Genomic DNA, 26,971 nt, shown 5'->3' on the forward strand with positions numbered 1-26,971 from the left:
AAAGTTTGATGTACAATGTTGGCAGAATACCTTAGAAGGAGGGATGAGCATGAAAAAGTTTCTTGCAGTTCTTGTACTGTTTTCAGTCATTCTCGCGTTCGCAGAATGGAAACCCGCAAAATCCATAACCGTGATCGTTCCGTGGGCTGCTGGTGGCTCGACCGATCAAGTTACCAGGATGATCACAGCCCAGATGGAACCGTTGCTCGGCAGAAAGTTCATCATCGTCAACACGCCGGGCGGAGCTGGCTCGATTGGAACCCTCAACGCCTGGCAGGCACCACACGATGGTTACACCTGGACGGCAAACGCAACGCTGGACATCACCAAGTACGCTGTGCTGGGGTACATGAACATCACACACAGAGACTGGACATACTTTCTGTGCGCCGAGGCTCCCAACGTGGTAGTTGTGAATCCGAACTCACCCTATCGGACGATAGTGGATCTCGTGAACGCGATGAAAGAAAACCCTGAGATACCGCTGTCTTCGGCAGGCACTGGTAGCGGTGGTCACGTGGCGCTCGAAATATTCGCGGAATACTTCAACGTGAAGTACAAACACGTCCCGTACGCGGGCGGAGCACCAGCCACGACCGCCGTCGTGACGGGCGAAGTGGTCGGAAACATGCAGTTCATTCACGAAGTAGCCGATATGGCAAGGGCAGGAAGACTGAGAATCCTCTGCACGCTGGCGGCAGAACCCATCAATTTACAAGGTTACGGCGAGATTCCATCCATCAGACAGTGGTATCCAGATTTTCCAGACGTGCGCTTCCATTTCGGCTTGATCATCCCGAAAGACGTACCCGCTGAGGTTTTAAAAACCGTCGGCGAAGTCTTCGAAAAGGCAGTCAATTCGGATGCATTCAAAGAGTGGGCCATCAAGCAAGGTCTCAAGCCAGTTTGTTACTACGGTGAAGAGGCGGAGAACATCGTGGAACAAGTTGCAAGAAGGGTAACCTGGTTGCTGTACGATCGTGGGATCGCAACGGTTTCACCTGAACAGTTCAACATTCCAAGGATCGGTCAGTGAATTTGGGTGCCCGCACGCGCGGGCACCTCTTTTGGGGGATTGAGCTATGAGGGACCGGATATCCGCCCTGCTGTTCATGTCTCTTGGGATCTTCTTCCTCGTCGGTGCGTTGAGGATGCCAAGGGTGACAGAGTACGGTAAGTACGGAGCACCGGGAATAGTCCCGGCGTTCTTTTCGATAATGGTCATCCTTCTGTGTTTCATAATGCTCGTGAGAAAACATGAGTCGACCTCGGATACTCGCTCTGTTCCTGACGAGATTCGTCGTAAAGAGAACAGAAAGCTCATCCTCGCATCCGTCATGTTCCTCGTCTACGTTTTTCTCCTTGGAAAGATCAACTTCCTCATCCTGACCTCAGTTTTCTTGAGCGCAACTTCGATGGTCTTTCTCAGAAAAAGGTTCGTCCTCATCGCATTAACCTCGGTCGGTACGACGCTGGGCATATACTATCTTTTTTCCAGAGTCTTTCTGCTTCCGCTCCCATGAAAGGAGTATCGAAAGATGACCACACTGAAGGTCTTTTTTCAATCTATGGGTTCAATTTTGACCAATCCGGTGTTCTTGTTTCATCTTTCCTGGTCCACCTTGCTCGGTATTGTGGTTGGGATCCTTCCCGGTCTGACAGCAACACTAGGTGTGGCAATATTGACTACTCTGACGTTCGGTTTTCCACCTGACATAGCGATACCTATGCTCTTGTGTGTTTACGTGGGTGCTATCTACGGTGGTAGCAGAACGGCGATCGTGCTGAACATACCAGGTACTCCGGCGAACGCCGCAACCACGGTGGATGGTTTTCCCCTGGCGCGCTCCGGTATGGCAGGTTTCGCACTGAACGTTGCCACGATAATGAGCGGCATAGGATCCATCATGGGAGCAATCTTCATCGTTTCTCTGGCGCCAGCTCTCGGAGCCGTTGCGTTGAGGTTTGGTTCATGGGAATTTGCACTCCTCGCCATCTTTGGCACCATCATAGCGGGGAGTTTGACCGCTCCAAAAGATCCTCTAAAGGGATGGATCGCCGGATTCCTTGGCCTCATGATCGCGATGATCGGTCTGGATGAGATCGTTTCTTTCCCGAGGTACACCTTTGGGAACATACAGCTCTACGGTGGTATTTCGCTCTTGCCTGTGCTGGTGGGCGTCTATGGAATACCCGAGATTCTGACGAGTTTGAAGCGTGTTACGAAAGCCGAAGTGGTACTTGATTTCTCGACGAGAGGAAAGAAGCTTTCCTATCTTCAGACGATAAAGAAGAACGCTCTGAACCTGGTGAGATCTGGGTTGATCGGTGTCTTCATAGGCGTGATACCGGGCGTTGGTGAAGATGTGGCCGCATGGGTGGCGTACGACGCGGCAAAACGTATGAGCAAAGAACCTGAAAAGTTCGGTCAAGGTTCGATCGAGGGACTCACTGCCGCTGAAACCGCGAACAACGCTTGCGTTGCTGGTGCCATCATACCTGTGCTCACACTGGCAGTACCCGGTAGCGCTCCTGCCGCGGTGCTGCTGGCCGCGATGTGGATACACGGTATAAAGGCCGGACCTCTGCTTTCCATAGAACACCCCGAGATGATAGGTTACGTCGCGGCTGCTTTCACGATCGCCACAATCTTGATGGTGCTTTTCGGTTTGATCGTCACGAGGCTTTTTTTGAAAATCCTTCTGGTTCCCACAGAGATTCTGATGCCCATCATTTTCGTGCTCTGCGTGGTTGGAACGTACGTTTTGAACGGCAGGCTGTTCGACGTTTGGGTCATGCTCCTCTTCGGACTGCTCGGTTACTTCATGAGACTCAACGATTTTCCTGCCGCCCCATTCGTGCTCGGTTTCATCCTGGGGCCGATGGCAGACACGAACATCAGAAGGGCACTCATGTTGACCAACGGTAACGTATCATCCTTCTTCACACGGCCGATTTCGCTCGCATTGATCATTGCGATCACCCTGGTGGTTCTCTCAAAATACTTACCTAAGAGAAGGGGTGGAAGAGCATGAACAAGATCAGGGTTGGGATCGTTGGAGCCGGTTTCGTGTCTCACATTCACATTGCCGCTTACAGGGAAAACAGGGAATTCTTCGAAGTGGTTGGTGTTTGTGCCGCACACAGAGAGAACGCAGAAAGGCTGGCTCGACAGTACGGTATAGAAAGAGTCTTCGACAACTTCGAACAGCTTGCAGCCTGCAGAGACATCGATGTTGTAGACGTGTGCGTCCCCACCAATGTTCACGAGAGCGTGATTTTGACGGCGTGTGAGAACAAGAAACACATCATCTGTGAAAAACCCCTGACGGGTTATTTCGGTGAAGACAGACCAGAGATCGATCGCGTCGGTGATATAGACAAGGAACACATGTACAGGAAAGTTCTGGAAAAGCTTGCGAAGATAGACGAAGCTGTGAGATCGAGTGGCGTGAAGTTCATGTACGCAGAAAATTTCGTTTACGCCCCGGCCGTCACGAAAGCCAAAAGGCTCATCGCCGCATCGAAAGCTCCGATCCTGGAATTGAGGGCCGAGGAGAGCCACTCTGGTTCGCATGCGACCTACTCGAGACGGTGGCGTACCGCGGGTGGCGGAAGTCTTTTGCGCATGGGTTCACACCCGATCGGCGCGGTCATACACATGAAACACTTTGAAGGTAAGCTTTTCTACGGAAAACCCATCCGTGTCAAGTCCGTCTTCGCAGAAACTGCAAGTTTGACCAAACTCGAACCTGTCAAACGTTTCGGCAAGCCGAGCATGGTGACGGACTGGTACGACGTGGAAGATTGGTCCTGTGCGATCCTGACTTTCGAAGACGGTTCCAAAGCGATCGTGATCTCGAACGACATAAGCCTGGGAGGCGTGAAGAATCTGCTCCAGATAAACACCACGAATGGCATGATCTACTGCAACATGACTCCGAACAATATGATGCTCGCCTACACACCGAATCCAGACACCTGGAAAGACGAATACATCGCTGAGAAGATAGAGACCAAGGCGGGTTGGTCCTTCCCATCCCCAGACGAAGACTGGGTGAGGGGTTATCCTCAGGAAATGAGAGACTTCGCGAAATGCTTGCTGGAGGGCAAGGAACCTGAGTCCGACTTCGAGCTCGCAAAAGAAACGGTGAAGGTCATCTACGCAGCGTACCTGTCGGCCCAGAAGGGCGAACGGATCGAGCTTCTGTGAGGTGATACGGATGGATCTCTCTTGCGAATACGTTGGTCTGAAACTGAAGAATCCCATCGTTGTGGCTTCGTCGGGTTTGACCGAAAATCTCAAGAACATGAAGAAGGCGGAGGAACATGGAGCCGCGTGTGTCGTTGTGAAGTCCCTGTTCGAGGAAGAAGTCTGCAGGATTTCTCCGACACCGAGATTCGAGATCATCGAACGAAGGATGGGCAAACTCAGATCTCACACGTTCTATTCCTTCGAACAAGCGAGTGGTTTCGATGAGCACCAGTACTTCGAAGAAATTCGAAGGGCCGTGAACAGCCTCTCGATCCCCGTCATTCCCAGCATAAATTGCATCAGCGAAGAAGGCTGGAAGAGATATGCAAGGATGGCAGAGGAAGCCGGTGCCCCAGCGTTGGAGCTGAACGTTTCGTGTCCGCACGGCTCGATATCCTTCAGAGGCGGGGATGTGGAAGAAAAGATTCTGAACGTGGCTCGTCTTGTTCGAGACACGGTCAAGATACCGATCATCGTGAAACTTCCCATGCAATTGTCCTCTCCAATCTCAATGGCTTCGATGTTGGAACGGATCGGTGTCAACGGCGTGGTGATGTTCAACCGCCTCACGGGTCTGGACATCGATGTGGAAAACGAAAGACCCATCATGCACGGTGGCTACGCCGGACACGGAGGACCGTGGTCCTTCAACGCCGTGCTGAGATGGATCGCAGCGAGCAGCCCACATTTGAACATCTCCATCGCGGCGTCTGGTGGTGTGGGAAGTGGCATCGACGTGGCGAAGTTCATCTACGCGGGTGCGGACGTGGTTGAAGTGTGCAGCCTCATCTATCTGCTCGGTTACGAAGCGATAGAGATGCTTCTGAAAGAACTCAAACAGTTCATGGAGAGAAAATCCTACACGTCCCTGGATCAGTTCAGGGGTAAGGTCAGTGGCCCGAAGATCCTCAACAACGAACAGATAGATCGAAGACACATCTACGTTGCGAGGATCGATCCGGACCTGTGCAACATGTGCGACGTGTGCAGAAGAGTGTGCATCTACGATGCACCTTACAAGACACAGAAAACGTACGTGATCTCAGAAGCCTGCGATGGTTGCGGACTCTGTGTGAAGCTCTGCCCAACGAAGGCGATCAGTCTCGTACCAAGGGGGAAAGAGCCATGAAAAAACTTTTCACAGACGTCGCGGTCATAGGCGGTGGGGGAGCGGGGCTTCGTGCAGCGATCGCTGCGAAGGAGAAAATTCCTTCTCTCAGGGTGATGCTTCTGAGCAAAAAGCCGCTCGGAGTTGGAGGCACCACCGCGATCGCATGTTCAGACAGAATGGCGTTCCATGCGACCTTGCCTTACACGTTACCCGAAAAAGACAACTGGCGCCACCACGCGATGGACATCTACAGGATAGGCGGTGAAGTTTCAGACTACAATCTTGCAGAAATCCTCGCGAAAGAGAGCGCTGACGCGCTGGAATACCTGTTGAGTTTGAACGTTCCGTTCGCGAGGACGAAAGATGGAAAAATAGATCAGTTCCTCACGGACGGTTCCATCTATCCTCGCGCGTGCTACGTGGGGCCTGAAACGGCCGTGGAGATACACAGAGCCCTTCTGAGAAGGTTCAAAAGTTTGGACGTAGACCTTCACGAAAACGCGATGCTGTACGATTTCATCGTGAAAGAGAAGAGAGTCGTTGCGGCGAAATTTGTCGATACGACGACAGACGAACCATTCTGCGTGTTTGCCAAGGCTTTCGTACTGGCAACGGGCGGTGCTGGAAGACTCTTCAAAAGAAATGTCTTTCCTTCGGAAATGACGGGAGACGGTTATGCGGCAGCGCTCAGAGCCGGTGCGGAGCTTGTCAATCTCGAATTCATGCAGATAGGCATCTGCCATCCGCACATCCTCTTCGCAAGCTCCGGTAGCATGTTCAGAAGCCTGCCACGCGTCGTGGACGAAAACGGCGAAGAGTTCCTGATGAAATACCTCAGTTCAGACGACGTGAGCCGCCTCACGGAACTTCAGTTCAAAAAAGGTGCGCACTGGCCCGTTTCTTACGAATCGCCAACGAAGGTCATAGACCTCGCCGTTTACGCACACCTTGAGAAGGGACACAGGGTGTTTCTCGACTTCACAAAGAATCCTTCCTACTTTTGCCCTGAGTCTGTACCGGAAGAGATACTCAAATGGAGCGAGAAGGTGGACACCAGACTCTTCTCTCTGCCAACACCGTACGAAAGGCTGTTGAAGATAAATCCATCGGTTGTCGAATGGCTCAGAGAAAGACACATCGATCTGTCGAAAGAACCGCTGGAAGTGCAGAATGCACTCCAGCATTTCCAGGGTGGTGTCAAGATCAACGAGCGCGCCCAGACGTCGCTGAAGGGGCTCTACGCGGCCGGTGAATGTGCGGGGGGCCAACATGGGGCGAACAGACCCGGGGGAAACTCGCTCCTCGACACGCAGGTGTTTGGAAAAATCGCGGGTGAAAATGCGGCGTCAGAAGCCCAGAACGCACACATCGTTGACCTTCCAGTGGAGGAAGAAAAACTCACTGGGGAGATTCCGGCGACGGAGGCGCGAAGCAGGATCGTAGAACTCGTCTCCAGGCATGGTTTTCTTGTGCGGTTCGACGACGAACTCAGAAAGGCACTCGACGAGCTCGAAAGGCTCGAAGCGAAGGGTATCGCGAAGGACGAGAAAGGTCTCACGTTTCTCCTCGAGACGAGGAACATGCTCACAGTCGCCAGGGCTATCCTCACGGCGGAACTGATTCGAAACGAGAGCAGGGGTCCGCATTTGAAATTCGAAATTTTCGATCCACCTACGATGAAGTTCGTGCCGAAGAAAGATGAATGGAACAGATACATCGTCCTCCGCCTCGTGGATGGACGATTGCACTACGAAATCAGGGAACCTGTCAGGCCCAGGGAGGAAGAAAGATGAGGTTCAGGGCGATGGTCCTCGAGAAATTCAACGAACCTCTTAGAATGAAAGAGTTCGAGGTTGGCGAACTCCCAGAAGGCAGTGTGCTCGTGAGAATGCTCGCCAGCGGGGTTTGCGGGAGCGACGTTCACATCGCGAAGGGAGAAGATCCGAGAACACCGGTTCCGATCATCCTCGGTCATGAAGGTGTGGGAGAAGTGATAGAAGTCGCAGGTGAAAAGAAAGATCTGAACGGTGAACCCATCAAACCCAACGATCGCATCATCTGGAACAGGGGCATCGTGTGCAGGAAGTGTTACTGGTGCACCGTCGCAAAACAGCCACACCTGTGTCCGAACAGGAAAGTCTACGGTATAAACATGTCGTGCAAAGACTATCCTCACCTGCTCGGTTGCTACGCTGAAGCCGTTGTTCTGCTCCCCGAAGTGGAAGTGCTGAAAATTCCGGAGAACGTCGATCCAGCCTCCGTCGTGATCGCCTCCTGCTCTGGTGCAACGGCCATGAACGCACTCGATTCTCTCTCAGAACCGCTCGCTGGAAAGAGCGTGGTGATACAGGGAATTGGACCTCTGGGGATCTTCGCGGCCGTGGCGGCGAAGAGCATGGGGGCTTCGATCGTCGCGGTCATAGGAGGTTCTCCCGAAAGACTGGGCGTCGCGAAGGATTTCGTCGACGTTTTGATCAACAGAAGAGAACTTTCAGAAGAAGAGAGGAGAAAGAAGATCCTCCAGCTCACACACAACCGGGGAGCGGACGTCGTCATAGAGGCAGCCGGGGATAGCCGCGCGTTGATGGAAGGGTTCAATTTGCTCAGACGTGGCGGGACTTATCTGATCGCGGGCGTGGCGGTTCCACAGGATCCGATCCCGGTCTCTGTCTATGAGAATCTCGTCCTCAAAGGCATCACACTCCGAGGTGTGTGGGTCAGCGATACGAAACATCTCGTGCAAGCCGTGAACGTGGTTACATCGCACGAATCGCTTTTTTCAAAACTCATCACGCACAGGTTCAGACTCGAAGAAGTGAACGAAGCTCTCAGATACGTTGAAGAGCGAAGAGCGTTGAAGGCCGTCATCCATTTTGAATGAAAAAACCGCGCGGAGAACCGCGCGGACAACATAGCAACCACCCTGAAACAGGGGCGAGTGAAGTAACACGCTAAAAGTTCAGCCCAAAACCTATACTGAATGAAGGTCTCTTCGTTGAAAGATCGTAAGCGGCTCCCATCAGTGCGAAGAAATTCTTTGTGAAGTTAAACTTGACCGCGCCCGAAAGGACGAACGTATTCTCGTTGAAGAGTCCCAGCGTTATCGTGACTTCGTCGAAACCAATAACAGCCCCGAAGGACCACTCCGGGGATTTGAACGTCGCGTTCTGCAGCGATATCTTTATCGGATAGAGGCTCGCGAAGAGCGACAGAAAGTTCGTGAGCTTTGAAATGTCCGAAAAGCCCAGCAACAGGTACGTTTCTTCACCATGGTTGATCCTCGCCCCCACTCTCAAACCTTCGCTGCCGACCAGCTTCTCTAAGGTGGCAGAGAAATTGAGCGACGGTATTTCGACGTTCGCGCTCACCACGATGCCGAGCTCTGTCCACAAGACAAGATCGATCTGACCTTTAAAGGTCCCATCGTAGATCAGAACGGCGTAGGCTTCGCTCGGCTGTTTCTCGCTCTCTTCGAAGAAGAGCTTTGTGATCTCGTCCAGATTTCCCGACGAGTACAAAGGTTCCTTCGGTAAGGTTGAAGCGACACTCGCCCTGGCGTATATCGCAACGTACTGAAACCCATCGTCCCTTTTCAGCGTGACAACACCGATCAGAGAAAAATCATCCCTGCTTATTTCAAGTTCGCTGTCGAACCGTGTTGGACCGTAAGGATCGGCGATCGAGACCTTCGTCACGACGGAATCGTCCAGCACCCGGGTTGGAGTGAGTTCGAATTTCAATCCTTTTCCAGTTCTAACACCTGTCGTCAACGAGAGTTCTTCGCTCGCTATCGTTATCGAAGCCTTCTGGTTCAGGACCGTGGACAGCCAGGGCCTTGTGGACGATCTACTTTTTTCTACCTTCTGGCCTGCTTCGAAGCTCATCTGAAGAAAGGGCAGGGCAACGTTGAGCTGCATCTCTTTTGGAAGGTAGCTGAACGAGAAGAAGCTTCCATCCTTTGGAAACTCGGCCGTAAGCTCCTTCAGGTTGAACTTGGTCAGTGCCTCTTCGTTCAGCTGAACCATCTCGAACTGGTAGATGACGATCTCCACTGCCGTGACGAGAACAGAAAAAAGCATCAACAACAGAAGAACGATTTTTTTCATGACGGATGCCCCTCTCAAAGTTTCTCAACGCTCAGGAATATGACCAGTTCTCGCTGCGAGGACGACTCCGATCTGGTTCCGAAAAGATACCTCAACAAGGGTATCCTCGACAACAACGGCAGGCCAGAGTTGCTCTGAGAATCGCTCTCGACAGTCAGACCGCTCACCACCACGGTCTGACCGCTTCTGATGATCACCGTGGTTGACATCTCGTTCCTCTTCGTCGAGAGCGTTCTGGTCGTTCGACCGTTCGAAAAATAGCTCACACTCGGTGTGAGCGATACCTCTATCTCGTTATCGCCCACGACTCTCGCCACTATGTCCAGCCCTACGCCCACGTCGACGGTCTGTATCGTCGCGGCGGCCCCTTCAGGTTGAACTATTATGATCTCTCGCTGTCCGACGAACAGTTTCGCCGGCTTGTTCTCCTTCGCTATGATCCAGGGATCTGCCTTTATCTTCGCCTGACGCTGTTCTTCGAGGGCGGCTATCCTCGCGACGATCTGTCCAAACACGTCCGTTTGAATCGCGAGCACACCCGAAACGAGTCCCGTTATCGCCTGCCAGTTCTCGTTGAACTGCTGGTTCGCACCGAAGCTGTAACCGATTTCTTCCAGGCCGAGGTCTGAAAGTTTGTCCTTTGATATCTCGGTGACTAACACGCTGATCTTCACCTGACTGGGTGCGACGTCTATCTGATCGAGCACCTTCTCAAACTCTTTCACGATCTCTTCCGGTGCCGTGATCGTGATCTGGTTCGTTTCGGCATCGAACTTCAAGAACGGTTCGAACGTCTTGGGTATCAGATTCCTGATCGAATCCACACTCAGATACTTCGGTTTGAACGTCTTCGTCCTGGCGATGTGTCTGAAGGCCGGATTGTTCGGATCCGGTGAACCTACGAAATAGAAACCGTCCAGTTTCACGTACGTGTATCCTCCGGGCATGAGTATCATCTTCAGCGCCCGTTCCAGCGGAACATCCTGCAGTTCTATGGTCACAAAACCGCTCACGGTGTTGTCCGCAATGATTGGTACACCGGTCTGTGCCGAGATGTCCGCTAAGGCGTCCAGGATGTACGTGTCCTGGAATATGTTCGTCACTAAAGGTTCCTCTTCAAGAAAACACAGTGTACTGAGCAGTAACAGCGAAAAAACTGTCCTCCTTCTCATTTCTCCTCGCCCCTTTCTATTCTGATTCTCTGCTTGTTGACGATCGGCTCCAGACCTTCTGCCTCCAGCCGCGCCGTGACCACGTACTCGCCACTCTTCAAATCGGCGTCAAGAACGACCATGAAAAGTCTCTGCGTTCCTGGAAGTATCGGGTTTTCTTCGGTGTACGAGGCGCTGACAACGCGCTCGGTCGATTCAGGGTATATGATCCCGTTCTCCTCCCGCTGCGGGACGACCCTCTCCAGCCCGACAGTTATCGAAGGAAGAATGTGAATGTTTCCCTCGTTGGTAACGAGTAAGTCGATGGCCAAGCCCTGCTCGGTTGGAAGGATGCGCGCGATCTGCATCGAAGACTTCTTAACTACTTCTTCGTCCTTTCCAACGAACACGAGCAGGTTGGCACCCTGTTCGACCTTCAGATCTTCCGCGGTCGCAACGAACAGAAGATCGAAATACTGACCCCCCCTGATCCCCTCTGGAGGTCTCGCACTGATCCTCACCTTTCTGCTCTGGTTTGGTTTAAGCTGAAACGAAGTCGGACTGACCTCGATCCAGTCCGGTGCCTGGCCTCTCACCTCTATGGGAACCAGTTCGCCTGTCAGATCGTAGACCAGAGGATACACGGCACCTGACACGTTCACGGTCTGTTTTCCTCTGTTGAAGATCTCAACGGTGGTGCTGCGAAAAGCGGACGGCAAACATTTCAGTTCGACGTTGCCGGGCTCCACGAAGATCAGAGGTGCCTCCGTCTGTTTCTGGACCTGAGTGCCGACCTCAGCTTCCGCCACGTTCAGTTCCGCCTCTAAAATGGCCGGTCTGTAGCCACCGTAATAGACCATGGCCCTCGCGATGTAACTTCCTGGAGAAAACTGTCTGGCGGTTATGCTCCTCAGCTCGACCTCCGCCCCGGGGAGAATGGTTCCACTGCCCAAAGGAAACTTTGCCAGCGTCCTTCCTTCTCTGGTCTTGATCGTCAGTTCGCCGGAAACCTGCACGTGTATGTTCCCTCTGTTCGTAACGGTGGCAGTGAAAACGTTGGCGTTTGGACCGATGGTTTCCTGAACCAACGCCAGGGACGGTATTTCGCTTATCTTTTTGAGAGAAAGATCCGTGACGTACAGCTCCCGCCTCGCTCTGACAGAATCGATGCTGAGTTCGACGAAGGTGGCGATCTGATAGTCCAGCATGAGGGCAAAACCCATCGCTTCTTCCATGGTGGAAGGTTCCTCCCGCTCCGTAACGATCTTGAGCACAACAGATGCGTACCTTCCACCGCTCACTCCACGTGGAACACTTATTTCGACATCAATCCTCCGAGTACTCTTGGCTGGCACAGAGAATTTGGTTGGCGTTACCTTGACCCATTTCGCCGCAGAATAATTAGTCGAACCTGCAGGTGCCACGTTGTAGCCACCGTCTTTGCTTTGAACGACATCCGCCACCAGAACCTCAAAGTCAACGGCTTCGAATTCGTCAGCGTTCTCAACGAATATTGAAAAGGAAGTTCCTTCGCCCGCTTTGACCGCTCTGCTCACCAGAACGGGATCGATGCGAACGCTGAACGAGAAGACCATCAAGCATGCCAGAATCATAGCAAAAATCGTTATCTTTCTCATCTTCACTCACCCCTGATCTCTCAGACTTGGAAAAAACGGGGGGACGTTTGTCCCCCCGTCGCTGCTGAATCACTCTTTCCCTACTATGGTAACTGCGTGTAGTTGAAGTCTGGCTTAAAGAAACCAGTATCCGGATCTATCCAGGGTTTTATCCTCTGAAGTGTCAGAACGATCGTTCCGCTCGTGCTGTAGTTGCACGCAGAGTTGCATTCCGCAACAAATATCTTGTTCCACAGCTTCGTTTGGAGACCATAGTGCAACGCATTGCTGTCTGGTATTGTGAAACTCACGTTCGCTATGTCGGAAGCTGCCGCGAACTGGATGTTGTTGATGCCGGAGCCAAAACCGTACCACATGTCGATGTAGTTTTTCACTGTCGAATACGGTCCTTGATACGTTGGGCTTGCGAGGCCAGTGAAGGAAACAAGAACTTCACCGTTGCTCGCGATCGTCGCTGTGATGCAGTCTGTCAGATACGTGCCTGGTTTCCTAACGTACCACAGCCACTTGGTTCCAGTGAGACTGAAATCGATCCACTGAGCAACCGAAACGTCGACTCCAACTTGGATTTGCCATTGTCGCTTGTTGCACGCGCCACTTGCTCCACCGACTGAGAACGCCCAGGCGTCGGCTTGAACATCTTCAGGTTCGTCGCTGATCGAAACCCACTCTCCGTCAACCCACTTCCATACTTCCAATTGCTGACCGGCAGCAATTGCGAAAACTGTGAACGCTACAAACATGGCCACGAGTATCAACGTAAGTTTCCTCATAAACCTTCCCTCCTTTTCACACCTTCCAGCCTGTTACTTTCCACCTTGCCCACTTCTACCTTCGATGTGATTTTGTACGGCTTGGAGTGTGAACGTTACCGTCGCGGTGTTTCTGTACGTTCCAGCCTGTTGAGTTCCAACAACAATCCTGTGCAACATGTTCATCGTCTGCCCGTTCTGTAAGGTCAGCGACTGGTTGTTCAGTTCGCTTGCCCTTATCCAGCCCTGCACGCTTGAAAGATCCTCTGCGAACGAGTAATAGACGGGCAGTTTCTCCTCTCCACCCCCTTCCAGAGAAAGATCGTCGAAATCAGAAAAAGTAACGAGGACAGGATGACTCGCCGTCACTATCGTTGCTGTCAGAAATCTGGCAACGTACTGCCCCGGCTTCTTGACGTACCAGGCAACTTGACTGTTGCTCACCTGGATGCACATCCCGGTTTCTTCCTCTTCACCCGCCCACGCTGTTTCCTCGTCTGATCCGTTAGAAACCTTCAAATGCAACAGAATGTAGATCGTGGAAACTTCGGTCGCCGGGAGCATCACTGTGTAGGTATCTTGGTTCACCGCTGGTGAATATCGCTTGCTGTAGGGAAACTGTCCAGGTGCCAGATCGTTGTTGCTCAAGTCTGCTGGTTCTTCGGTGAGAAGACGCAGATGAGATTCATCCGCAACCCAGCTGCCGAAGAGAGAAAAGGATACAGACAAGCTGTCGTTTTCGTTCTTAACCGTCGCCCTCCCGATCCATTCGTTCTGTCCAGCGATGATCTTGTAGTACCGCTCGACGCCATCGAGCTGGTATGCCATGTAGAAGTACCATTTTCCGCCGCCACCTTGCCCTTTTGTGGTCACAAGCTGCGAGCCCACCTGTTTCGATGTGGGAGGTTCCAAAACTATGGTTCCCGTTATCGGGACAGACGCGTTGCTGTTGAGAAACTCTCGGACAGAGGGTAACTCAACTTTGATTTCAGACTCACTCTCATCTACCACTTTCCAAAGACCTGTTTTTGGATCGTACCTGTAAACTGTCGGTACATAGGCGAGTGCCCCTGAAATAAGGAAAACTACAGCAAAGACAGCTAAGCTTGTTTTAAGAACCTTCCTTGGCCACCCACCCATGCACAATCACCTTCTCTGAGCTACATGCTACTCATGGGGCTCAAAGTGTACTGTAAATTAACTTTCAATCGGCTAAAAATTTACTCAACATCGGCTAAAAATGTGGGGAAAAAGAAGGCGAGCGCCCGCTCGCCTTCAGGAAACGTACGCGCTGAGGTCGAACAAACCGTGGCCACTGAGGTTGAAAACGATGACTTCCTCTCTCTTTTCTTCTTTTGCCCTGAGCGCCTCCCTGATCGCCCCGTTGATCGCGTAGGAGCTTTCCGGTGCGGGCACGATCCCTTCGAGCTTTGCGAACAGGCGTGCCGAATCGAAAACCTCTTCCTGGTCGAAGGCGACCGCTTCGACCAGACCTTCCTTAACGAGTCTCGAAACGATCGGTGCGGCTCCGTGGTATCGCAGACCTCCCGCGTGGATCTTCGGTGGGATGAAATCTTTACCGAGGGTGTACATCTTCAGAAGCGGTGTCAGACCGGCCGTGTCACCGTAGTCGTACTCGAACCTTCCTTTTGTGAGTGATGGACACGCCGTTGGCTCACAGGCTATCAACCTTATGTTCTTTCCGGACAGTTTGTCTGGTATGAACGGAAGTATCGTACCTGCGAAGTTCGATCCTCCACCGTGACAGCCCAAAACGATCGTGGGCGTCTCGTTCAACAGCTGGAGCTGTTTCTTGATCTCGAGCCCTATCACGGTCTGATGCAGAAGCACGTGGTTCAGCACGCTGCCGAGCGAGTACTTCGTGCTCGGATCGGACAGCGCGACCTCGATCGCTTCACTGATCGCGATGCCCAGACTGCCCGGCATCTCGCCGTTCTTTTCAAGCAAAGATCTTCCAAAGTTCGTCCTGTCGCTCGGACTCGGCACCACGTCGCCACCGAAGAGTCTCATCAGGTACTTCCGCATGGGTTTCTGCTCGTAGCTGATCCTCACCATGAACACGTTCACGGTGAGTCCGAACTTGGCGCCGGCGTAGCACAGGGCGCTTCCCCACTGTCCCGCACCCGTTTCAGTTACCAGCCTCCTGGTGCCAGAGATCTTGTTGTAGTACGCCTGAGCGAGGGCCGTGTTCGTCTTGTGACTGCCCGTCGGGCTGACACCTTCGTACTTGTAGTAGATGCGCGCCGGTGTCTGCAGATACTCTTCCAGATAGGTAGCTCTGTACAGCGGGGTGGGTCTGTAAACTGCGTACTCTCTCAGCACGGGCTCGGGGATGGGGATCTCTCTCTGCTCACTCACTTCCTGTTCGATGAGAGGTTCCGGAAAGATCGCAGAGAGCGCCTGGGGAGAAATGGGCTGTTTCGTTTTTGGATCGAGCGGAGGATCGAGTTTGAAAGGCAGATCCGCAAGCACGTTGTACCAATGCCTCGGCATGTCCTCAACCTTCAAATCCACCCTGACTCTCACAGTTCCACCTCCTGACGATTTCAAATAAAAAAGGGGCTCTCTTTTTCAAGAGAGCCCCGATTCGATGCGAGGTTAAAGCACGCGGTGCTTACCCCGTCGAATCGGGGCAGCACCACCACCAGTTGTTCTCAACGAAAATGTTCCTCGAAACTATCAGCTTACTCAAAGGTTTCACCCCAGCTTTGGCTACATTATATCACTCTGCAAACCTGTCTGTCAAATTCTCTCCAGAATCTGCGGGTACAATAAGGAATAGAGGTGAAGAACTTGAAGATCGTTTTTCGCTGGTTCGGTGAAGAAGACCCCGTGAAACTGGAACACATAAGGCAGATCCCGGGTGTGGAAGGCGTCGTGGCCGCGCTGTTCGATGTACCCGTGGGAGAGGTCTGGCCACTCGAGAAGATCATGAGTTTGAAGAGAAAGGTCGAAGCACACGGGTTGAAATTCGAAGTCATCGAGAGTGTCAACGTGCACGAAGACATAAAGCTCGGTCTTCCTTCGAGAAAAAAGTACATCGACAACTACAAAGACACGATCGTGAACCTCGCAAGGGCGGGCGTAAAGGTTGTCACTTACAACTTCATGCCCGTCTTCGACTGGCTCAGGACGGATTTGAGGTACAGACTCCCTGATGGTTCTGAAACCATGGCGTACGACGATGAGCTCGTTCGAAGCATCACCCCGAGACAGCTCGTGAAGATGGTGAAAGAAGGTTCCTCGAACTTCGTCCTGCCAGGCTGGGAGTGGGAAAGACTCGGGGAGCTCGAAAAAACTCTGCAGATGTACGAAGGCATGAGTGAAGAAGATCTCCTGGAAAACTTGATCCACTTTCTCAAAGAAGTCGTTCCGGTGTGCGAACAGTTCGGCATCAAACTGGCCATCCATCCGGACGATCCACCGTGGAGCGTTTTCGGTCTGCCCAGGGTCGTGACGTGCGAGGAGAACATAGAAAAGATATTGCTCTCGGTGGACAGCCCTTCCAACACGCTCGCACTCTGCACGGGTTCGCTCGGTGTGAACACGAAGAACGATTTACCAAAGATGATACGCCGTTTCGGTTCGATGAAAAGGATAAGCTTCGTACATTTGAGAAACTTCAAACTCATCGGTGAAAAGAAGTTTTACGAGAGCGCACACCCAACCTTCTGTGGCTCACTCAATATGTTGCAGATCGTCAAAGCCCTGCGTGAGATAAATTACGATGGTTACCTAAGACCCGACCACGGAAGAACGATCTGGAACGAGAAGGCAAGGCCAGGTTACGGGCTCTACGACAGGGCCCTCGGTGTGTGCTACATCCTCGGACTCTGGGAGGCGGTGAGTTCAGAAAATGGAAACGCTTGGGAATGAACGTCTGAACGAAAAGCGGTTCAGAAAGACCTTCACCGTCACCGGGATGACGTGCGCGACGTGTGCGAGGATCGTTGAACAGGCTTTGAAAAGCATCGAGGGTGTGGAGTTCGCATCGGTCAACCTGGCCACGTCCACAGGGTTCATCCTGGCCGAAAGAGAGATAGATTTCGAGACGATAAAAAAAGCCGTCGAAGAAGTTGGGTACGGTGCCGAACTGAGCGCCTCGCAGGACGTTGAGGCGAGAAGGTTCGCCCAGGCCAAAAGGAACCTACTACTCGCGTGGCTCGCCACAGGCCCGCTCATGGCTCTGATGTTCTTTCACATGGTGCTTCACGCACGCCAGCTTCTCTGGCTCGAGCTCGCGCTCTCCACGTTCGTGATTTTCTACGTCGGGAGAAAAACTATCAGGGGTGCCGCGATCGCTGTAGTTCACAAACACGCCAACATGGACGTGCTCATCTCTCTCGGTGCCATCAGCTCGTGGTTGACTGGACTGCTCTCACTTTTGAAACTCCCTGTGAACTCTTTCGCCGCCGTGGGTGGCATGATCGTGGCTTTCCACATCACGGGCAGGTTCATAGAATCTTACCTGAGAGACAGAGCGGCCAAACAACTGAAAGCCCTGCTCCAGCTCCAGGCAAAGCAGGCACGTGTTCTGGTGGATTCGAAAGAAATATTCTTGCCCATCGAAGCGGTGAAGGAGGGCTTCACAGTCGTTGTCAATCCGTCGGAACGCATACCCATAGACGGCGTGATCGTGGAAGGATCGAGCTTAGTCGACGAATCCATGATCAGTGGAGAATCTGTTCCCGTGCTCAAGAAGGTGGGTGATTCTGTCGTTGCGGGCTCGATGAATCTTTCTTCGACGATAAAGGTCAGAGTCACGAAGATTGGCGAAGACACCTTTCTGGCCCAGATGCTCAGGCTCGTTCAGGAGGCACAGGGTTTCAAAGTGCCCATTCAAGCCCTCGCGGATCGAATAACCAACTATTTTGTGCCCGTGGTTTTGTTGTTGGCCCTATCGAGCGCGTTGTTCTGGTACTTCAACTACGAGAGGTTCTCCGCGACGTTCGAAAAACTCGCCCGCATTCTTCCTCTGCCTGTTCACAACGCCGAACCGCTGAGCTTTTCGATCTTCGTCTTCGTTGCCACGCTGGTTGTGGCATGCCCATGTGCGCTTGGGCTCGCGACACCCATGGCCCTGCTGGTGGGAACGAGTCAGGCAATGAAAAAAGGTCTTCTTGTTCGAAACGCCGAAGCGATACAGACCATCAAAGACATAAAATTCATCCTGACAGACAAAACCGGAACGCTCACGCTCGGAGAACCCATCGTCGTTGAACACAACCTGGACGAAGAAACCTTGAACATCGTGGCCAACGTTGAGAAAAGATCGAACCATCCTTTCGCGAGGGCGATAGCGAAACTTGCAAGCGATCACATCGAAGTACAGCAGTTCGAAGAGATCGCCGGCGAAGGTGTGAAGGCTGTTGTGGATGGGAAAGATTATTTCATTGGAAGGCCTCTGGATTATTCTCGCTACGATGAACAGATCGAACATGGAAGGACGGTCGTGGAGGTCAGAGTGGATGGAAACGTTGTGGGGTTCTTCGCGCTGGAAGACGCCCTGAGGGAGGATGCCAGAGAGACGGTGGACAGGTTGAAACGAATGGACATAGAGGTCATAATGGTCACGGGAGACAGCGAACGCATCGCCAGGGCGGTGGCGAGGAAGGTGGGTATAGAAAGAGTTCACGCGCAGGTGAAACCAGCGGAAAAGCTCGAGCTGGTCAGAAAGTACCAGGCGTCGGGCAGAAAGGTGGCGATGGTGGGAGATGGCATGAACGACGCCGCCGCACTCAAAGCCGCGGACGTGGGTATAGCCATGGGCTCAGGCATGGACATCGCCGTGGACAACGCGGACATCGTCGTTGTGAAGGGTGGTCTATCCAGATTGGTCGAGATGGTAGAGATCTCGAAGAGAACCTTTCGAAAGATCAGGCAGAATTTGTTCTGGGCGTTCTTCTACAACATCGTGGCGATCCCGGCAGCGATGGCGGGATTGGTTCATCCCGTCGTGGCGGAACTCGCCATGTTGATGAGCTCGATCAGCGTGGTGCTGAACTCGTTGAGTTTGGGGAGGGAAAGATCGTGAGGTACGAACTCCACGTTCCCGATATTTCGTGTGGCCATTGCAGAAACAGAATTTCGAAGGCGCTGGAAGAACTCGGTGTGAAGCAGTACGAAATAGACGTGCAGGCGAAGAAAGTCTATCTCGATACGGACAACGTTGAGCTGGTCCTGAAAAAGCTCGGGCAGATGGGTTATCCCGTGGAAAGTTACAGACAGCTGTGACGGATCGACCCACGAGCCACACCGGATCGTGAAATTCGTTCATCGTACCAGCTTGACCAGCTTCACGATCAGAAAGATCAAAAAACCCAAAAACAGAACGGGCAACGCGACGATGAACAATCCAAGCAGTGCCAGCACAACGACCGCGATACCGAGCGCGACGGCGAACAGTCCGGCGAAAAATGGGAAGAACCTGAAGAAAAGATAGATCAGAAATATCACGCCAAGAAACGCGAGAAAGTAAAGCATCCTACCACCCCCTTCGCTTCTGTGCGGGGTTGTGTGGAAGCGTCGAACGCATTTCTGAAGTCGTCCTCAATTTTCCTGCAGTTCTTTCAGAACGACCTCTTCCGGCACATGCTCCAGCAAAGCGATGCGTTTGTGTATGGGCGGATGCGTGCTGAAAAGGTTGGCAAAGAATCCCTCTCTGTCGTTGACCTTCCTCTTCAACGGGTCTGCGATGAAAAGGTGCGCCGTGGCGATGGTGGCGTTCTTCACTCTGGGTTTTGTTTTCTGCATCTTCGCGATCTTCCTGAGCGCGTTCGCCAGACCCTTCGGGTTCCTCGTTAGCTCAACTCCTTTGGCGTCCGCGAGGTATTCCCTCGTTCTCGACACGGCGAACATTGTTACTCTACCGATGAAAGAAAACAGCGTGGCGAGCAGTGCGATCACCAGCAACGCCAGGATTATGTAACCGGTGCTGTCTTTTCCTTTCCTTCTCGAAGATCTACCGTATCCCGACCAAAGCATGACCCTGAGGGACCTCCAGGCAAAGAGCTGCACCAGCACCATCGCACCAAGGATCGCGCTGATCGTAGTCATCAAGAGTGTGTCTCTGTTGATGATATGACTTATCTCGTGCGCCACAACGCCTTCGGTCTCTTCCCTGTTGAGATGCTTCAGCAAACCTGTGGTGACGCACACAGCGCTGTCTTTCTGTTTGAAGCCCGTCGCGAAGGCGTTTATGTTCTCATCCTCCATCACGTAAACTTTCGGTGGTACTTCGAGACCTGCGGCGATCGAAAGCTCCTCAACGATGTTCTTGAGCTGTTTCTCTTCGAAATCTTTTCCGATCACTGGCTTCGCTCCAACTGAGTGAAGTACCAGGGAAGCTCCCGCGCTGACACCGACGAGCGTCTGGATCAGCGCGATGAAGAGCAGAACGATCGTTCCAAATGGAAAAATCCCGAACAATCCATCGATCACGAGCCCGAGAAAACCCATCATGAGAACGAAAACAAAAACGAGCAGGTAGGTGTTGCGAACGTTCTTCTTCTGGATCGACACGTAGTCCATGCTTTCACCTCAGAAGGATAGATCCACCTTTGGCGTTTCCTTCTCCGCCTCCGCAGCCTGGAAGAACGGGAACGGTGTGAAGTTGAACATCCTCGCGACGATGTTGGTTGGGAACATCTCTATCGCGGTGTTGTACTTCATGACGGTGTCGTTGTAGAACTGCCTCGCGTAGCTGATCCTGTTCTCCGTGCTGGTGAGTTCCTCCATGAGCTGTTTCACCTGCTCGTTGGCTTTGAGCTCGGGATATCTTTCAAAAACGGCGAGCAAACGTGCGAGAGCACCGGAAAGCTCACCTTCCGCCTTTATGCGATCGTCTATCGAACCGCCAGCGATCGCCTTCGCACGCGCGTTTATAACCGCTTCCAAAGTTTCTTTCTCGAACTTCATGTAGCCTTTCACCGCGTTCACCAGGTTTGGAATCAGATCGTGCCTTCGTTTGAGCTGAACATCGATCTGGCTCCAGGCGTTTTCGACGCGCTTCTTTTTTGAAACGAGCGAGTTGTACGTTCCCACAAACCAGACGACCAGAACGATCACTATCGCCACGATGATCCCAGCGATCAGCATCCTCACACCTCCTTGGTCATATGGTACCACAAAGAAAAAACCCCGGCCGAAGCCGGGGTCATTCGAACCTCACGTTTTCAGAAGCTCACGCTGACCGTCCAGGCAACCGTTGCCTTTGGCTGCGCGAAATCGATAGAGACTTTGTGGCTCAGCAGTTCGCTCGTCCATGTTGCATATGCGCCAAGCGAAATGTCACCAAATCCAGTCAGAGTTGTTGGCAGTTCCACGTAACCTCCAAGTGTGACGGGTGAGAGAACCGTTGTTTCAAAGCTGGCACCGATTGTGTCAGGACCTTCGAAGTAAGCTCCACCAGAAAGTTTGTCGATTCCGAAGCTCACACCAAACTTGTAGTTTGGCAGCATGCCCATACCAGTCGCGTTTGGATCAATTTTGAGGTTAGCGTAAGCGCTGAGTGAAGCATTCTCGATGCTCAAAGCCTTCGCAAGATCAATCGTTGCGTCGAGTCCGATCAGCGGGAACGAACCAGCGCCAGCAGAAACCACACCTTTTGCAAAAGCTGCCAAGGTCACGAACGTGAAGCTGAGTTTGTTGTAAACATCCGCATCGACCAGTGTACTACCACCAGCGGGGAAGTAGACGAAAACGCTCAGATCGTCCTTGACATCTCCCGAAGCGATGGCAAAGTCGAGTGCAAACGCTCCGCCGCTGTTGCTAACATAAGTAGTGCCCCTGCTCAGAGTTCCAAGTCTGTACTTGACTGAGAACGCATCGGATGTGTAGATCTTTTCCCAGACATAAGCGCTTGATACTCCAAAACCACTGAAACTGACAGAGAATCCCGTCTTCTGACCGACGTTGCCAGAGAGAACGAGTCTCACAGATCCACCAGACGTTATGGTCGGCGTTGCCTGAGGCGTCGCAGTGTCGAACTCAACTGAGAGCTTTGCCCAGGCACTTCCAGAGATGCTGACCGCTGCGAATGCCGCGACTGTTACCAGGGCGACCAGCAATACGAGCAGTTTCCTCATAACTCAACACCCTCCTTCACTTGTAATTTTTACCCCAAGTGGGGTTTCACATTGCACCCACGATCATGGCGGCGACTGCCAGTATTATAGCACCGATGACGGCTCCTGTGAGCGCCGCGTTGGCTTTGGACAGCTCATCGATCTTCTTGAGGAGTTCAGCCTTGGTGTCATCGATGGATTTGGTGACGGTCTGGAAGCGTGCCTCGGAATCTTCCCTGATGGCGAACAGACCATCCCTCAGCTCGGACAGTTGCGTGTTCACAGAATCGAGCTCATCGAGCACGTAGTTGATCTGTTCGTCGTGCGTGGCCTGGAACTCGTTCAGCTTGGACTCAAGTTCGGATGTCTTCGCGCTGATCGCATCGTTGAGTTTGGCGACATCTTCGTTGTGCTTCTTCTCAAGCTTGGCGATCGATTCGTAGAGGTTGAAGATGTCTTTGTCGTGGATGTTCACCGTCTGCTTGAGTTCCTCGAGCGATTTTGCCAAGCCCGCGGTCGATTCTTTCAGGTTGGCTATCTCGGACTCGTTGGCACTGACCTTGTTGCTTATACTATCGACCTTCTCGCTCAGTCTGTCCAGCTTGATGGACACATAACCGAGCGTCTTGACGGCGTTATCGAGCATTGCTGAGAGATCCCCAACCTGGTTTTCGAGCGCCGTTATCCTGTTGGACTGAGCGCGCGTGTAGGAAGTCAGATCCGCGACGATGTTCTTCACGGGCTCCAGTGCGAGCAGTTTTTTGTCGAGATTAGCGATCTTGCCTTCCAGCTTGGAAATCACCGCTTCGAACTCTTCCTTCTGTTCGGCAAGCTTCGCGTCCATCTCATCGCTCAGCTTTGCGATGTCCTCGCTGTGCTTTTTCTGCAACTTGCTCACTGAATCGAAGAGGTTGAAAACGTCCTGCTCGTGGGTGCCAACCATTTGCTGGAGCTCTGCAACTTTCTTCTCAACCGCGTCGACTTTCTCGATGGTGGAACCCAGTTTAACGCTGATCGCATCGAGCACCTTCAGGACATCGCTGATGTAAGGGCCAACGATCTCGGTCTCGATGAGTCCGATCAGTCTGCTGATCATTGCGGCTTCTTCGTAGCGCGTGATGTTGCGATCACCCTTGAAAGTGCCATCGGGATACCCGATGACGATACCCTTATCTTTGAGATGCTTCACGTACTCATAGGCCCAGTGCTTTTCTGGAACATCAGGAAACATTCCTGAAGCGAACACCCCAACGGCGACGAACAATGCCACGACTGTGAGAAGAAGTTTCTTCATAACGCCAACCTCCCTTCTGATTATTCTCGGTGGGAAACCTTCCCCCCACTTGTCAAAGACCAGAACACCCAGTTCAGAACCGATTATAACACCCGAGTACGAGCAAAATCAAGTCTTCAACCTTTTACCCACGAACGAGTTTGAAGAACTGCCTCTTTCCAACCCTGAGAATTCTCTCTCTGTCCAGAGTAATTTTAGCATGGATGTCTATGACCTTTTCACCGTCGAGTTTGACGCCGCCTTGCTGGATCAACCTCTTTGCTTCGCTCCTGCTCGAAACCACGTTCAGTTTCACGAGTAATTCTACCAGTTCGCACTGGTCCATGTCAAGATGAACGATCGGCATTTCTTCTGGAAGTTCTCTTTTTGAAAAAACTTTTATGAACTGTTCCTGAGCTTCCCGCGCCGCTTCTTCACCGTGGAAGAATTTCGTTATCTCGAAAGCGAGTCTCATCTTCACGTCCCTTGGGTTCATCTTGCCCTGGTTCATGAGCTTTTCGTACTCTTCTATCTCTTCTACAGGGATCTTCGTCAAAAGCTTCATGTACTTCGTGATCAGCCAATCTGGTATCGACATTAGTTTTCCGAACATCTCGTTCGCCGGATCGTTGAAGGCGATGTAGTTGCCGTAACTTTTGCTCATCTTCAGTTTTCCGTCCGTACCTTCAATGATGGGCATAGTCATGACGATCTGAGGTTCCTGTCCAACCTGTTGCTGGATGTGTCTTCCCACCAGGAGGTTGAAGTACTGATCCGTTCCGCCGAGCTCGACGTCCGCTTCGACCACCACAGAATCCTGCGCCTGCGCGAGTGGATAGAGAAATTCTGCGATCGAAATGGGAACGTTTTCTCTGTATCTCTTCGCGAAGTCGTCACGCTCCAGCATGCGTGCGACCGTGTACTTCGCCGCGAGTTTTATCACGTCCACAAAGCTCATCCTGGCGAGCCACTCGCTGTTGAATCGAAGTTCTGTTTTCTCTCTGTCGAGGATCTTGAACGCCTGCTCCGCGTAAGTCTGCGCGTTCTTTTTGACCTCCTCCTCGCTGAGCATGGGCCTCGTGCTGTCTCTACCAGAAGGATCTCCTATCTGAGCGGTGAAATCACCTATGATGAGCACGACTCTGTGACCGAGTTCCTGAAACTCTCTGAGCTTGAACAAGACCACCGCATGGCCAAGATGAAGGTCAGGCCTCGAAGGATCCACACCCAGCTTGACGCGGAGCTGTTTTTTCCTTTTGAGTTTGTCCAGAAGCTCTTCTTCACTGACGAGATCGACCACGTTCTTCTTCAAAATCTCGAGCTGTTTTTCTGGTTCCATCGCATCACCTCGAGATGAAGAAGGCCGTCAAGATGCTGCTCACCATGAAGGCGATCGCAAGTCCGAGCGTGATCTTGCCGGATGTGTCCAGACCTTTCTTTCTTCCGAACATCGTGTACAGCGAGCCACTTCCAAAGGCTCCACCGAGTTCGGCGAACTTGCCCATCTGGTTGAGCACCATGTAGATCAGCGCGGCACTGATGAGTGAGTGAACGATTATCATGAACGTTTTCACAAACACACCTCCTTCAAGCCGTATATTACCACAAATAAAATGAGGCAGCTCAACGCTGCCTCTGGTGGCGGCGGTGGGACTCGAACCCACGACATAGTGATTATGAATCACTCGCTCTGACCATCTGAGCTACACCGCCACTCACCATGTATGATACCACAACACTGTGTCGGGTTCAAGTAACCCCGCAATCCTTATCTGGCCAAGATCAATATCAGATCGTTCACGTTCGTTCCCGTTGGTCCTGTGATCAGAAGATCGCCCGCAATTTTCAGAGCTTCGTAGGAGTTGTTGTCTTCGAGCAGTTCAGCTGGATCAAAACCTGCATCCTTGATTCTTTGCACCGTTCTTCCGTCCACGATGCCACCTGCGGCGTCCGTGGGACCATCGGTGCCGTCCGTGCCGACCGAACAGACGACGACGTTTTCAAGACCCGCTATTTTGATCGCCGAAGCGAGTGCAAGCTCTTGGTTTCTTCCACCCTTCCCTTTGCCTTTCACACGCACGACGGTCTCTCCACCTAACACGATGGCGCACGGTTTTTTCAAAGGTCTTTCGTGCAGGACGATCTCTCTCGCGATCGCACCGATGAAGAAACCCGCTTCTTTGGCTTCACAGTCCAGACTGCTGGTCAGAATCGTCGCGCTGTAACCGAGCCTGCTGGCAACTTCGGCGGCCTTCTCACACGCCAGCTTCACGTCCGCGATGATGTAACTTTCCACGTTCGAAAGCTGTTTCGGTGTTTCTTCTTTCAGCTCTTCGAGAACGTTCTCATCGACCTTGATGTTGTATCTTTCAAGTATCCTCAAAGCATCTTCACAGCTGCTCGCATCCGGGTGCGCCGGGCCCGACGCGATCACGTCGAGCCTGTTCGAAAGAACGTCTGAAAGGATCAGGCACACGACACGTGCGGGCTGAACCTTCTGCGCGAACCTGCCACCCTTCACTTCGGAAAGATGTTTCCTCACGGCGTTGATCTCTTCTATGTTCGCACCGCTCCTCAAAAGCTGGTCCGTGATGTTTTGAAGTTGCTGCAGCGTGACAGTGCCTTTTGGTTTTTCGAACAGTGCAGATCCACCGCCTGAAACCAGAAACAGGACGGTGTCTTTCTCGCTCAGACCTTCAACGATCTCGAGCGCACGCTCCGTGGCTTTGATCGTGTTCTCGTCGGGTATGGGATGACCGGCTTCGTAGATCTCCAGATTCTCTATCTCGCCTTCGCTGTGGCCGTACTTGGTGATGACGATGCCTTTCTTTATCTTTTCTTTCAGCGTCTCTTTCGCCGCCTTCGCCATGCGCCAGGCAGCCTTTCCTATGGCTACGAGCACGACGTTCGACAGTTCCAGTTCCTCAAGCTTTTTCCTCACCGCAACGTCTGGAAGGACGAACCCGATGGTTTCTTCAACGATCGTCAGAGCGTCCTGCCTAAGGTTCATACTTTTCTCTCCCTGAAGAGTTTTTCTGCGAAGCGGATTGCGAAGTAACTTCCGAAGATGTTGAAGATCAGATCAAACATCGTATCGTCCAAGCCTCGCTGAGCGTTCAAACTGAAGAGTTTGTCCGCAACGAATTCGGAAATTTCCCACAGCACACCCGCGAAATTCGCAAGAAGAAAAGATACGAAGCGAGACAGTCTTTCACTGAGCGCACTCCAGTATTTCGAATCTTGGCTCAGGACAAAACAAAAGGTGCACGCGATGATGAACGAACCGAAGAAGTGCAGCGCTTTGTCCCAGAGGGGTACGAGATCGTAGAATCTGAGAAAATGACCGAAGAAAGAGTGGAACACCAGATGGAGCTTGAGGAGCTTTCTGAGTCCGTCGGACAGTTCCTGCCGGACGATGCGTTCGTAGATGTCGATGAACCTGTCAGCGAAGACGTAAACGAAATAACCAATACTCTGAACGAGCCTCCCGAAGAGGAGGCTCGCCACGAAAGGTACGAGCAACAGGATGGAGAAAAACGTTTCCACAGTTCTACTGAGTGAAAACTTTCTCTCAGCTTCCACGTGCCGCACGGTTCGAGA

Annotated in this window: 25 protein-coding genes and 1 tRNA gene; 10 read left to right on the forward strand and 16 right to left on the reverse strand. The window is 52.4% G+C overall.

Translation table 11 applies throughout. From position 1 onward, the window contains the following. The first annotated feature begins 49 nt into the window (after positions 1–49). Genes TSP01S_RS08725 through TSP01S_RS08755 form a run of 7 tightly spaced genes read left to right on the forward strand, consistent with a single transcriptional unit; the run spans position 50 to position 8,247 of the window. Positions 50–1,036, forward strand: coding sequence for a Bug family tripartite tricarboxylate transporter substrate binding protein (locus tag TSP01S_RS08725; protein WP_052463576.1), 987 nt, complete (start codon positions 50–52; stop codon positions 1,034–1,036). Between the two features lie 46 nt (positions 1,037–1,082). Continuing rightward, positions 1,083–1,523 (forward strand): tripartite tricarboxylate transporter TctB family protein, encoded by a 441-nt coding sequence (locus TSP01S_RS08730; RefSeq protein ID WP_041077805.1) that lies wholly within the window; start codon positions 1,083–1,085, stop codon positions 1,521–1,523. Between the two features lie 15 nt (positions 1,524–1,538). Beyond that, positions 1,539–3,035, forward strand: coding sequence for a tripartite tricarboxylate transporter permease (locus TSP01S_RS08735; RefSeq protein ID WP_041077807.1), 1,497 nt, complete (start codon positions 1,539–1,541; stop codon positions 3,033–3,035). Further along, entirely contained in the window at positions 3,032–4,213 is a 1,182-nt protein-coding gene (locus tag TSP01S_RS08740; protein WP_041077809.1) for a Gfo/Idh/MocA family protein, read from the forward strand. The genes TSP01S_RS08735 and TSP01S_RS08740 overlap by 4 nt, the downstream gene beginning before the upstream one ends. A gap of 10 nt (positions 4,214–4,223) precedes the next feature. Next, positions 4,224–5,384, forward strand: a complete 1,161-nt coding sequence (locus TSP01S_RS08745) for a 4Fe-4S binding protein (RefSeq protein ID WP_041077811.1) — start codon at positions 4,224–4,226, stop codon at positions 5,382–5,384. After that, positions 5,381–7,159, forward strand: a complete 1,779-nt coding sequence (locus TSP01S_RS08750; RefSeq protein WP_041077813.1) for an FAD-binding protein — start codon at positions 5,381–5,383, stop codon at positions 7,157–7,159. The genes TSP01S_RS08745 and TSP01S_RS08750 overlap by 4 nt, the downstream gene beginning before the upstream one ends. Further along, positions 7,156–8,247: a zinc-binding dehydrogenase gene (locus TSP01S_RS08755; RefSeq protein WP_041077815.1), complete on the forward strand. Its 1,092-nt coding sequence runs from the start codon at positions 7,156–7,158 to the stop codon at positions 8,245–8,247. Before TSP01S_RS08750 ends, TSP01S_RS08755 begins: the two co-directional genes overlap by 4 nt. 70 nt (positions 8,248–8,317) lie before the next feature. On the opposite strand, the gene TSP01S_RS08760 is transcribed toward TSP01S_RS08755, so the two are convergent. The 6 genes from TSP01S_RS08760 to TSP01S_RS08785 all read right to left on the reverse strand — a co-directional run bounded on the left by TSP01S_RS08760 (position 8,318) and on the right by TSP01S_RS08785 (position 15,559). Beyond that, positions 8,318–9,472: a hypothetical protein gene (locus tag TSP01S_RS08760; protein WP_041077817.1), complete on the reverse strand. Its 1,155-nt coding sequence runs from the start codon at positions 9,470–9,472 to the stop codon at positions 8,318–8,320. 14 nt (positions 9,473–9,486) lie between these two features. After that, positions 9,487–10,644 (reverse strand): type II secretion system protein GspD, encoded by a 1,158-nt coding sequence (locus tag TSP01S_RS08765; RefSeq protein WP_041077819.1) that lies wholly within the window; start codon positions 10,642–10,644, stop codon positions 9,487–9,489. Beyond that, on the reverse strand, positions 10,641–12,260 hold the full coding sequence (locus TSP01S_RS08770) for a COG1470 family protein (protein WP_052463577.1): 1,620 nt from the start codon (positions 12,258–12,260) through the stop codon (positions 10,641–10,643). The genes TSP01S_RS08765 and TSP01S_RS08770 overlap by 4 nt, the downstream gene beginning before the upstream one ends. Positions 12,261–12,343: 83 nt before the next feature. Then, entirely contained in the window at positions 12,344–13,033 is a 690-nt protein-coding gene (locus TSP01S_RS08775; protein WP_041077823.1) for a hypothetical protein, read from the reverse strand. Between the two features lie 33 nt (positions 13,034–13,066). Beyond that, positions 13,067–14,152 (reverse strand): hypothetical protein, encoded by a 1,086-nt coding sequence (locus tag TSP01S_RS08780; protein WP_041077826.1) that lies wholly within the window; start codon positions 14,150–14,152, stop codon positions 13,067–13,069. Positions 14,153–14,287: 135 nt separating this feature from the next. Next, a complete protein-coding gene (locus tag TSP01S_RS08785) occupies positions 14,288–15,559 on the reverse strand; it encodes a TrpB-like pyridoxal phosphate-dependent enzyme (protein WP_041077828.1) in 1,272 nt (423 codons plus the stop codon). 267 nt (positions 15,560–15,826) lie between these two features. On the opposite strand from TSP01S_RS08785, the gene uxuA reads away from it, so the two are divergent. The 3 genes from uxuA to TSP01S_RS08800 are packed head-to-tail and all read left to right on the forward strand — an operon-like array spanning position 15,827 to position 19,267. After that, positions 15,827–16,909 (forward strand): mannonate dehydratase, encoded by a 1,083-nt coding sequence (gene uxuA, locus TSP01S_RS08790; RefSeq protein WP_041077830.1) that lies wholly within the window; start codon positions 15,827–15,829, stop codon positions 16,907–16,909. Beyond that, entirely contained in the window at positions 16,890–19,067 is a 2,178-nt protein-coding gene (locus tag TSP01S_RS08795) for a heavy metal translocating P-type ATPase (protein WP_052463578.1), read from the forward strand. Before uxuA ends, TSP01S_RS08795 begins: the two co-directional genes overlap by 20 nt. Then, positions 19,064–19,267, forward strand: a complete 204-nt coding sequence (locus TSP01S_RS08800) for a heavy-metal-associated domain-containing protein (RefSeq protein WP_041077832.1) — start codon at positions 19,064–19,066, stop codon at positions 19,265–19,267. The genes TSP01S_RS08795 and TSP01S_RS08800 overlap by 4 nt, the downstream gene beginning before the upstream one ends. Before the next feature lie 39 nt (positions 19,268–19,306). On the opposite strand, the gene TSP01S_RS08805 is transcribed toward TSP01S_RS08800, so the two are convergent. From TSP01S_RS08805 to TSP01S_RS08850, 10 genes are all read right to left on the reverse strand, one after another. Continuing rightward, positions 19,307–19,516, reverse strand: a complete 210-nt coding sequence (locus TSP01S_RS08805; protein ID WP_041077834.1) for a hypothetical protein — start codon at positions 19,514–19,516, stop codon at positions 19,307–19,309. 66 nt (positions 19,517–19,582) lie between these two features. Further along, positions 19,583–20,563 (reverse strand): M48 family metalloprotease, encoded by a 981-nt coding sequence (locus TSP01S_RS08810; RefSeq protein ID WP_041077837.1) that lies wholly within the window; start codon positions 20,561–20,563, stop codon positions 19,583–19,585. A 9-nt stretch (positions 20,564–20,572) separates the two neighbouring features. Next, positions 20,573–21,130, reverse strand: coding sequence for a LemA family protein (locus TSP01S_RS08815; protein WP_041077838.1), 558 nt, complete (start codon positions 21,128–21,130; stop codon positions 20,573–20,575). Between the two features lie 77 nt (positions 21,131–21,207). Further along, on the reverse strand, positions 21,208–22,119 hold the full coding sequence (locus tag TSP01S_RS08820; protein WP_041077841.1) for a hypothetical protein: 912 nt from the start codon (positions 22,117–22,119) through the stop codon (positions 21,208–21,210). Between the two features lie 46 nt (positions 22,120–22,165). Continuing rightward, on the reverse strand, positions 22,166–23,392 hold the full coding sequence (locus TSP01S_RS08825; RefSeq protein ID WP_041077843.1) for an S-layer homology domain-containing protein: 1,227 nt from the start codon (positions 23,390–23,392) through the stop codon (positions 22,166–22,168). Positions 23,393–23,516: 124 nt separating this feature from the next. Next, positions 23,517–24,710 carry a tyrosine--tRNA ligase gene (gene tyrS / locus TSP01S_RS08830; protein ID WP_041077845.1) on the reverse strand — a complete coding sequence of 398 codons (1,194 nt, stop codon included), beginning with the start codon at positions 24,708–24,710 and terminating at the stop codon, positions 23,517–23,519. A 4-nt stretch (positions 24,711–24,714) separates the two neighbouring features. Then, the gene (secG, locus tag TSP01S_RS08835; RefSeq protein ID WP_041077847.1) at positions 24,715–24,945 is read right to left on the reverse strand and encodes a preprotein translocase subunit SecG; all 231 of its coding nucleotides are present in this window, start codon (positions 24,943–24,945) and stop codon (positions 24,715–24,717) included. Positions 24,946–25,007: 62 nt separating this feature from the next. Beyond that, positions 25,008–25,084, reverse strand: a tRNA-Met gene (locus tag TSP01S_RS08840). 55 nt (positions 25,085–25,139) lie between these two features. Then, a complete protein-coding gene (locus TSP01S_RS08845; protein ID WP_041077849.1) occupies positions 25,140–26,381 on the reverse strand; it encodes a glycerate kinase type-2 family protein in 1,242 nt (413 codons plus the stop codon). Continuing rightward, positions 26,378–26,962 (reverse strand): hypothetical protein, encoded by a 585-nt coding sequence (locus tag TSP01S_RS08850; RefSeq protein ID WP_052463579.1) that lies wholly within the window; start codon positions 26,960–26,962, stop codon positions 26,378–26,380. The genes TSP01S_RS08845 and TSP01S_RS08850 overlap by 4 nt, the downstream gene beginning before the upstream one ends. Positions 26,963–26,971 lie beyond the last annotated feature (9 nt).

The sequence above is a fragment of the Thermotoga caldifontis AZM44c09 genome (genome assembly GCF_000828655.1).
GTDB classification, from domain to species: Bacteria; Thermotogota; Thermotogae; order Thermotogales; family DSM-5069; genus Pseudothermotoga_A; species Pseudothermotoga_A caldifontis.

Bases quoted from the DNA above. Each gene is read 5' to 3' on its own strand.
- TSP01S_RS08725 (WP_052463576.1), top strand. From the start codon at position 50: ATGAAAAAGTTTCTTGCAGTTCTTGTACTGTTTTCAGTCATTCTCGCG.
- TSP01S_RS08730 (WP_041077805.1), top strand. From the start codon at position 1,083: ATGAGGGACCGGATATCCGCCCTGCTGTTCATGTCTCTTGGGATCTTC.
- TSP01S_RS08735 (WP_041077807.1), top strand. From the start codon at position 1,539: ATGACCACACTGAAGGTCTTTTTTCAATCTATGGGTTCAATTTTGACC.
- TSP01S_RS08740 (WP_041077809.1), top strand. From the start codon at position 3,032: ATGAACAAGATCAGGGTTGGGATCGTTGGAGCCGGTTTCGTGTCTCAC.
- TSP01S_RS08745 (WP_041077811.1), top strand. From the start codon at position 4,224: ATGGATCTCTCTTGCGAATACGTTGGTCTGAAACTGAAGAATCCCATC.
- TSP01S_RS08750 (WP_041077813.1), top strand. From the start codon at position 5,381: ATGAAAAAACTTTTCACAGACGTCGCGGTCATAGGCGGTGGGGGAGCG.
- TSP01S_RS08755 (WP_041077815.1), top strand. From the start codon at position 7,156: ATGAGGTTCAGGGCGATGGTCCTCGAGAAATTCAACGAACCTCTTAGA.
- TSP01S_RS08760 (WP_041077817.1), bottom strand. From the start codon at position 9,472: ATGAAAAAAATCGTTCTTCTGTTGTTGATGCTTTTTTCTGTTCTCGTC.
- TSP01S_RS08765 (WP_041077819.1), bottom strand. From the start codon at position 10,644: ATGAGAAGGAGGACAGTTTTTTCGCTGTTACTGCTCAGTACACTGTGT.
- TSP01S_RS08770 (WP_052463577.1), bottom strand. From the start codon at position 12,260: ATGAGAAAGATAACGATTTTTGCTATGATTCTGGCATGCTTGATGGTC.
- TSP01S_RS08775 (WP_041077823.1), bottom strand. From the start codon at position 13,033: ATGAGGAAACTTACGTTGATACTCGTGGCCATGTTTGTAGCGTTCACA.
- TSP01S_RS08780 (WP_041077826.1), bottom strand. From the start codon at position 14,152: ATGGGTGGGTGGCCAAGGAAGGTTCTTAAAACAAGCTTAGCTGTCTTT.
- TSP01S_RS08795 (WP_052463578.1), top strand. From the start codon at position 16,890: ATGGAAACGCTTGGGAATGAACGTCTGAACGAAAAGCGGTTCAGAAAG.
- TSP01S_RS08805 (WP_041077834.1), bottom strand. From the start codon at position 19,516: ATGCTTTACTTTCTCGCGTTTCTTGGCGTGATATTTCTGATCTATCTT.
- TSP01S_RS08810 (WP_041077837.1), bottom strand. From the start codon at position 20,563: ATGGACTACGTGTCGATCCAGAAGAAGAACGTTCGCAACACCTACCTG.
- TSP01S_RS08815 (WP_041077838.1), bottom strand. From the start codon at position 21,130: ATGCTGATCGCTGGGATCATCGTGGCGATAGTGATCGTTCTGGTCGTC.
- TSP01S_RS08820 (WP_041077841.1), bottom strand. From the start codon at position 22,119: ATGAGGAAACTGCTCGTATTGCTGGTCGCCCTGGTAACAGTCGCGGCA.
- TSP01S_RS08825 (WP_041077843.1), bottom strand. From the start codon at position 23,392: ATGAAGAAACTTCTTCTCACAGTCGTGGCATTGTTCGTCGCCGTTGGG.
- tyrS (WP_041077845.1), bottom strand. From the start codon at position 24,710: ATGGAACCAGAAAAACAGCTCGAGATTTTGAAGAAGAACGTGGTCGAT.
- TSP01S_RS08845 (WP_041077849.1), bottom strand. From the start codon at position 26,381: ATGAACCTTAGGCAGGACGCTCTGACGATCGTTGAAGAAACCATCGGG.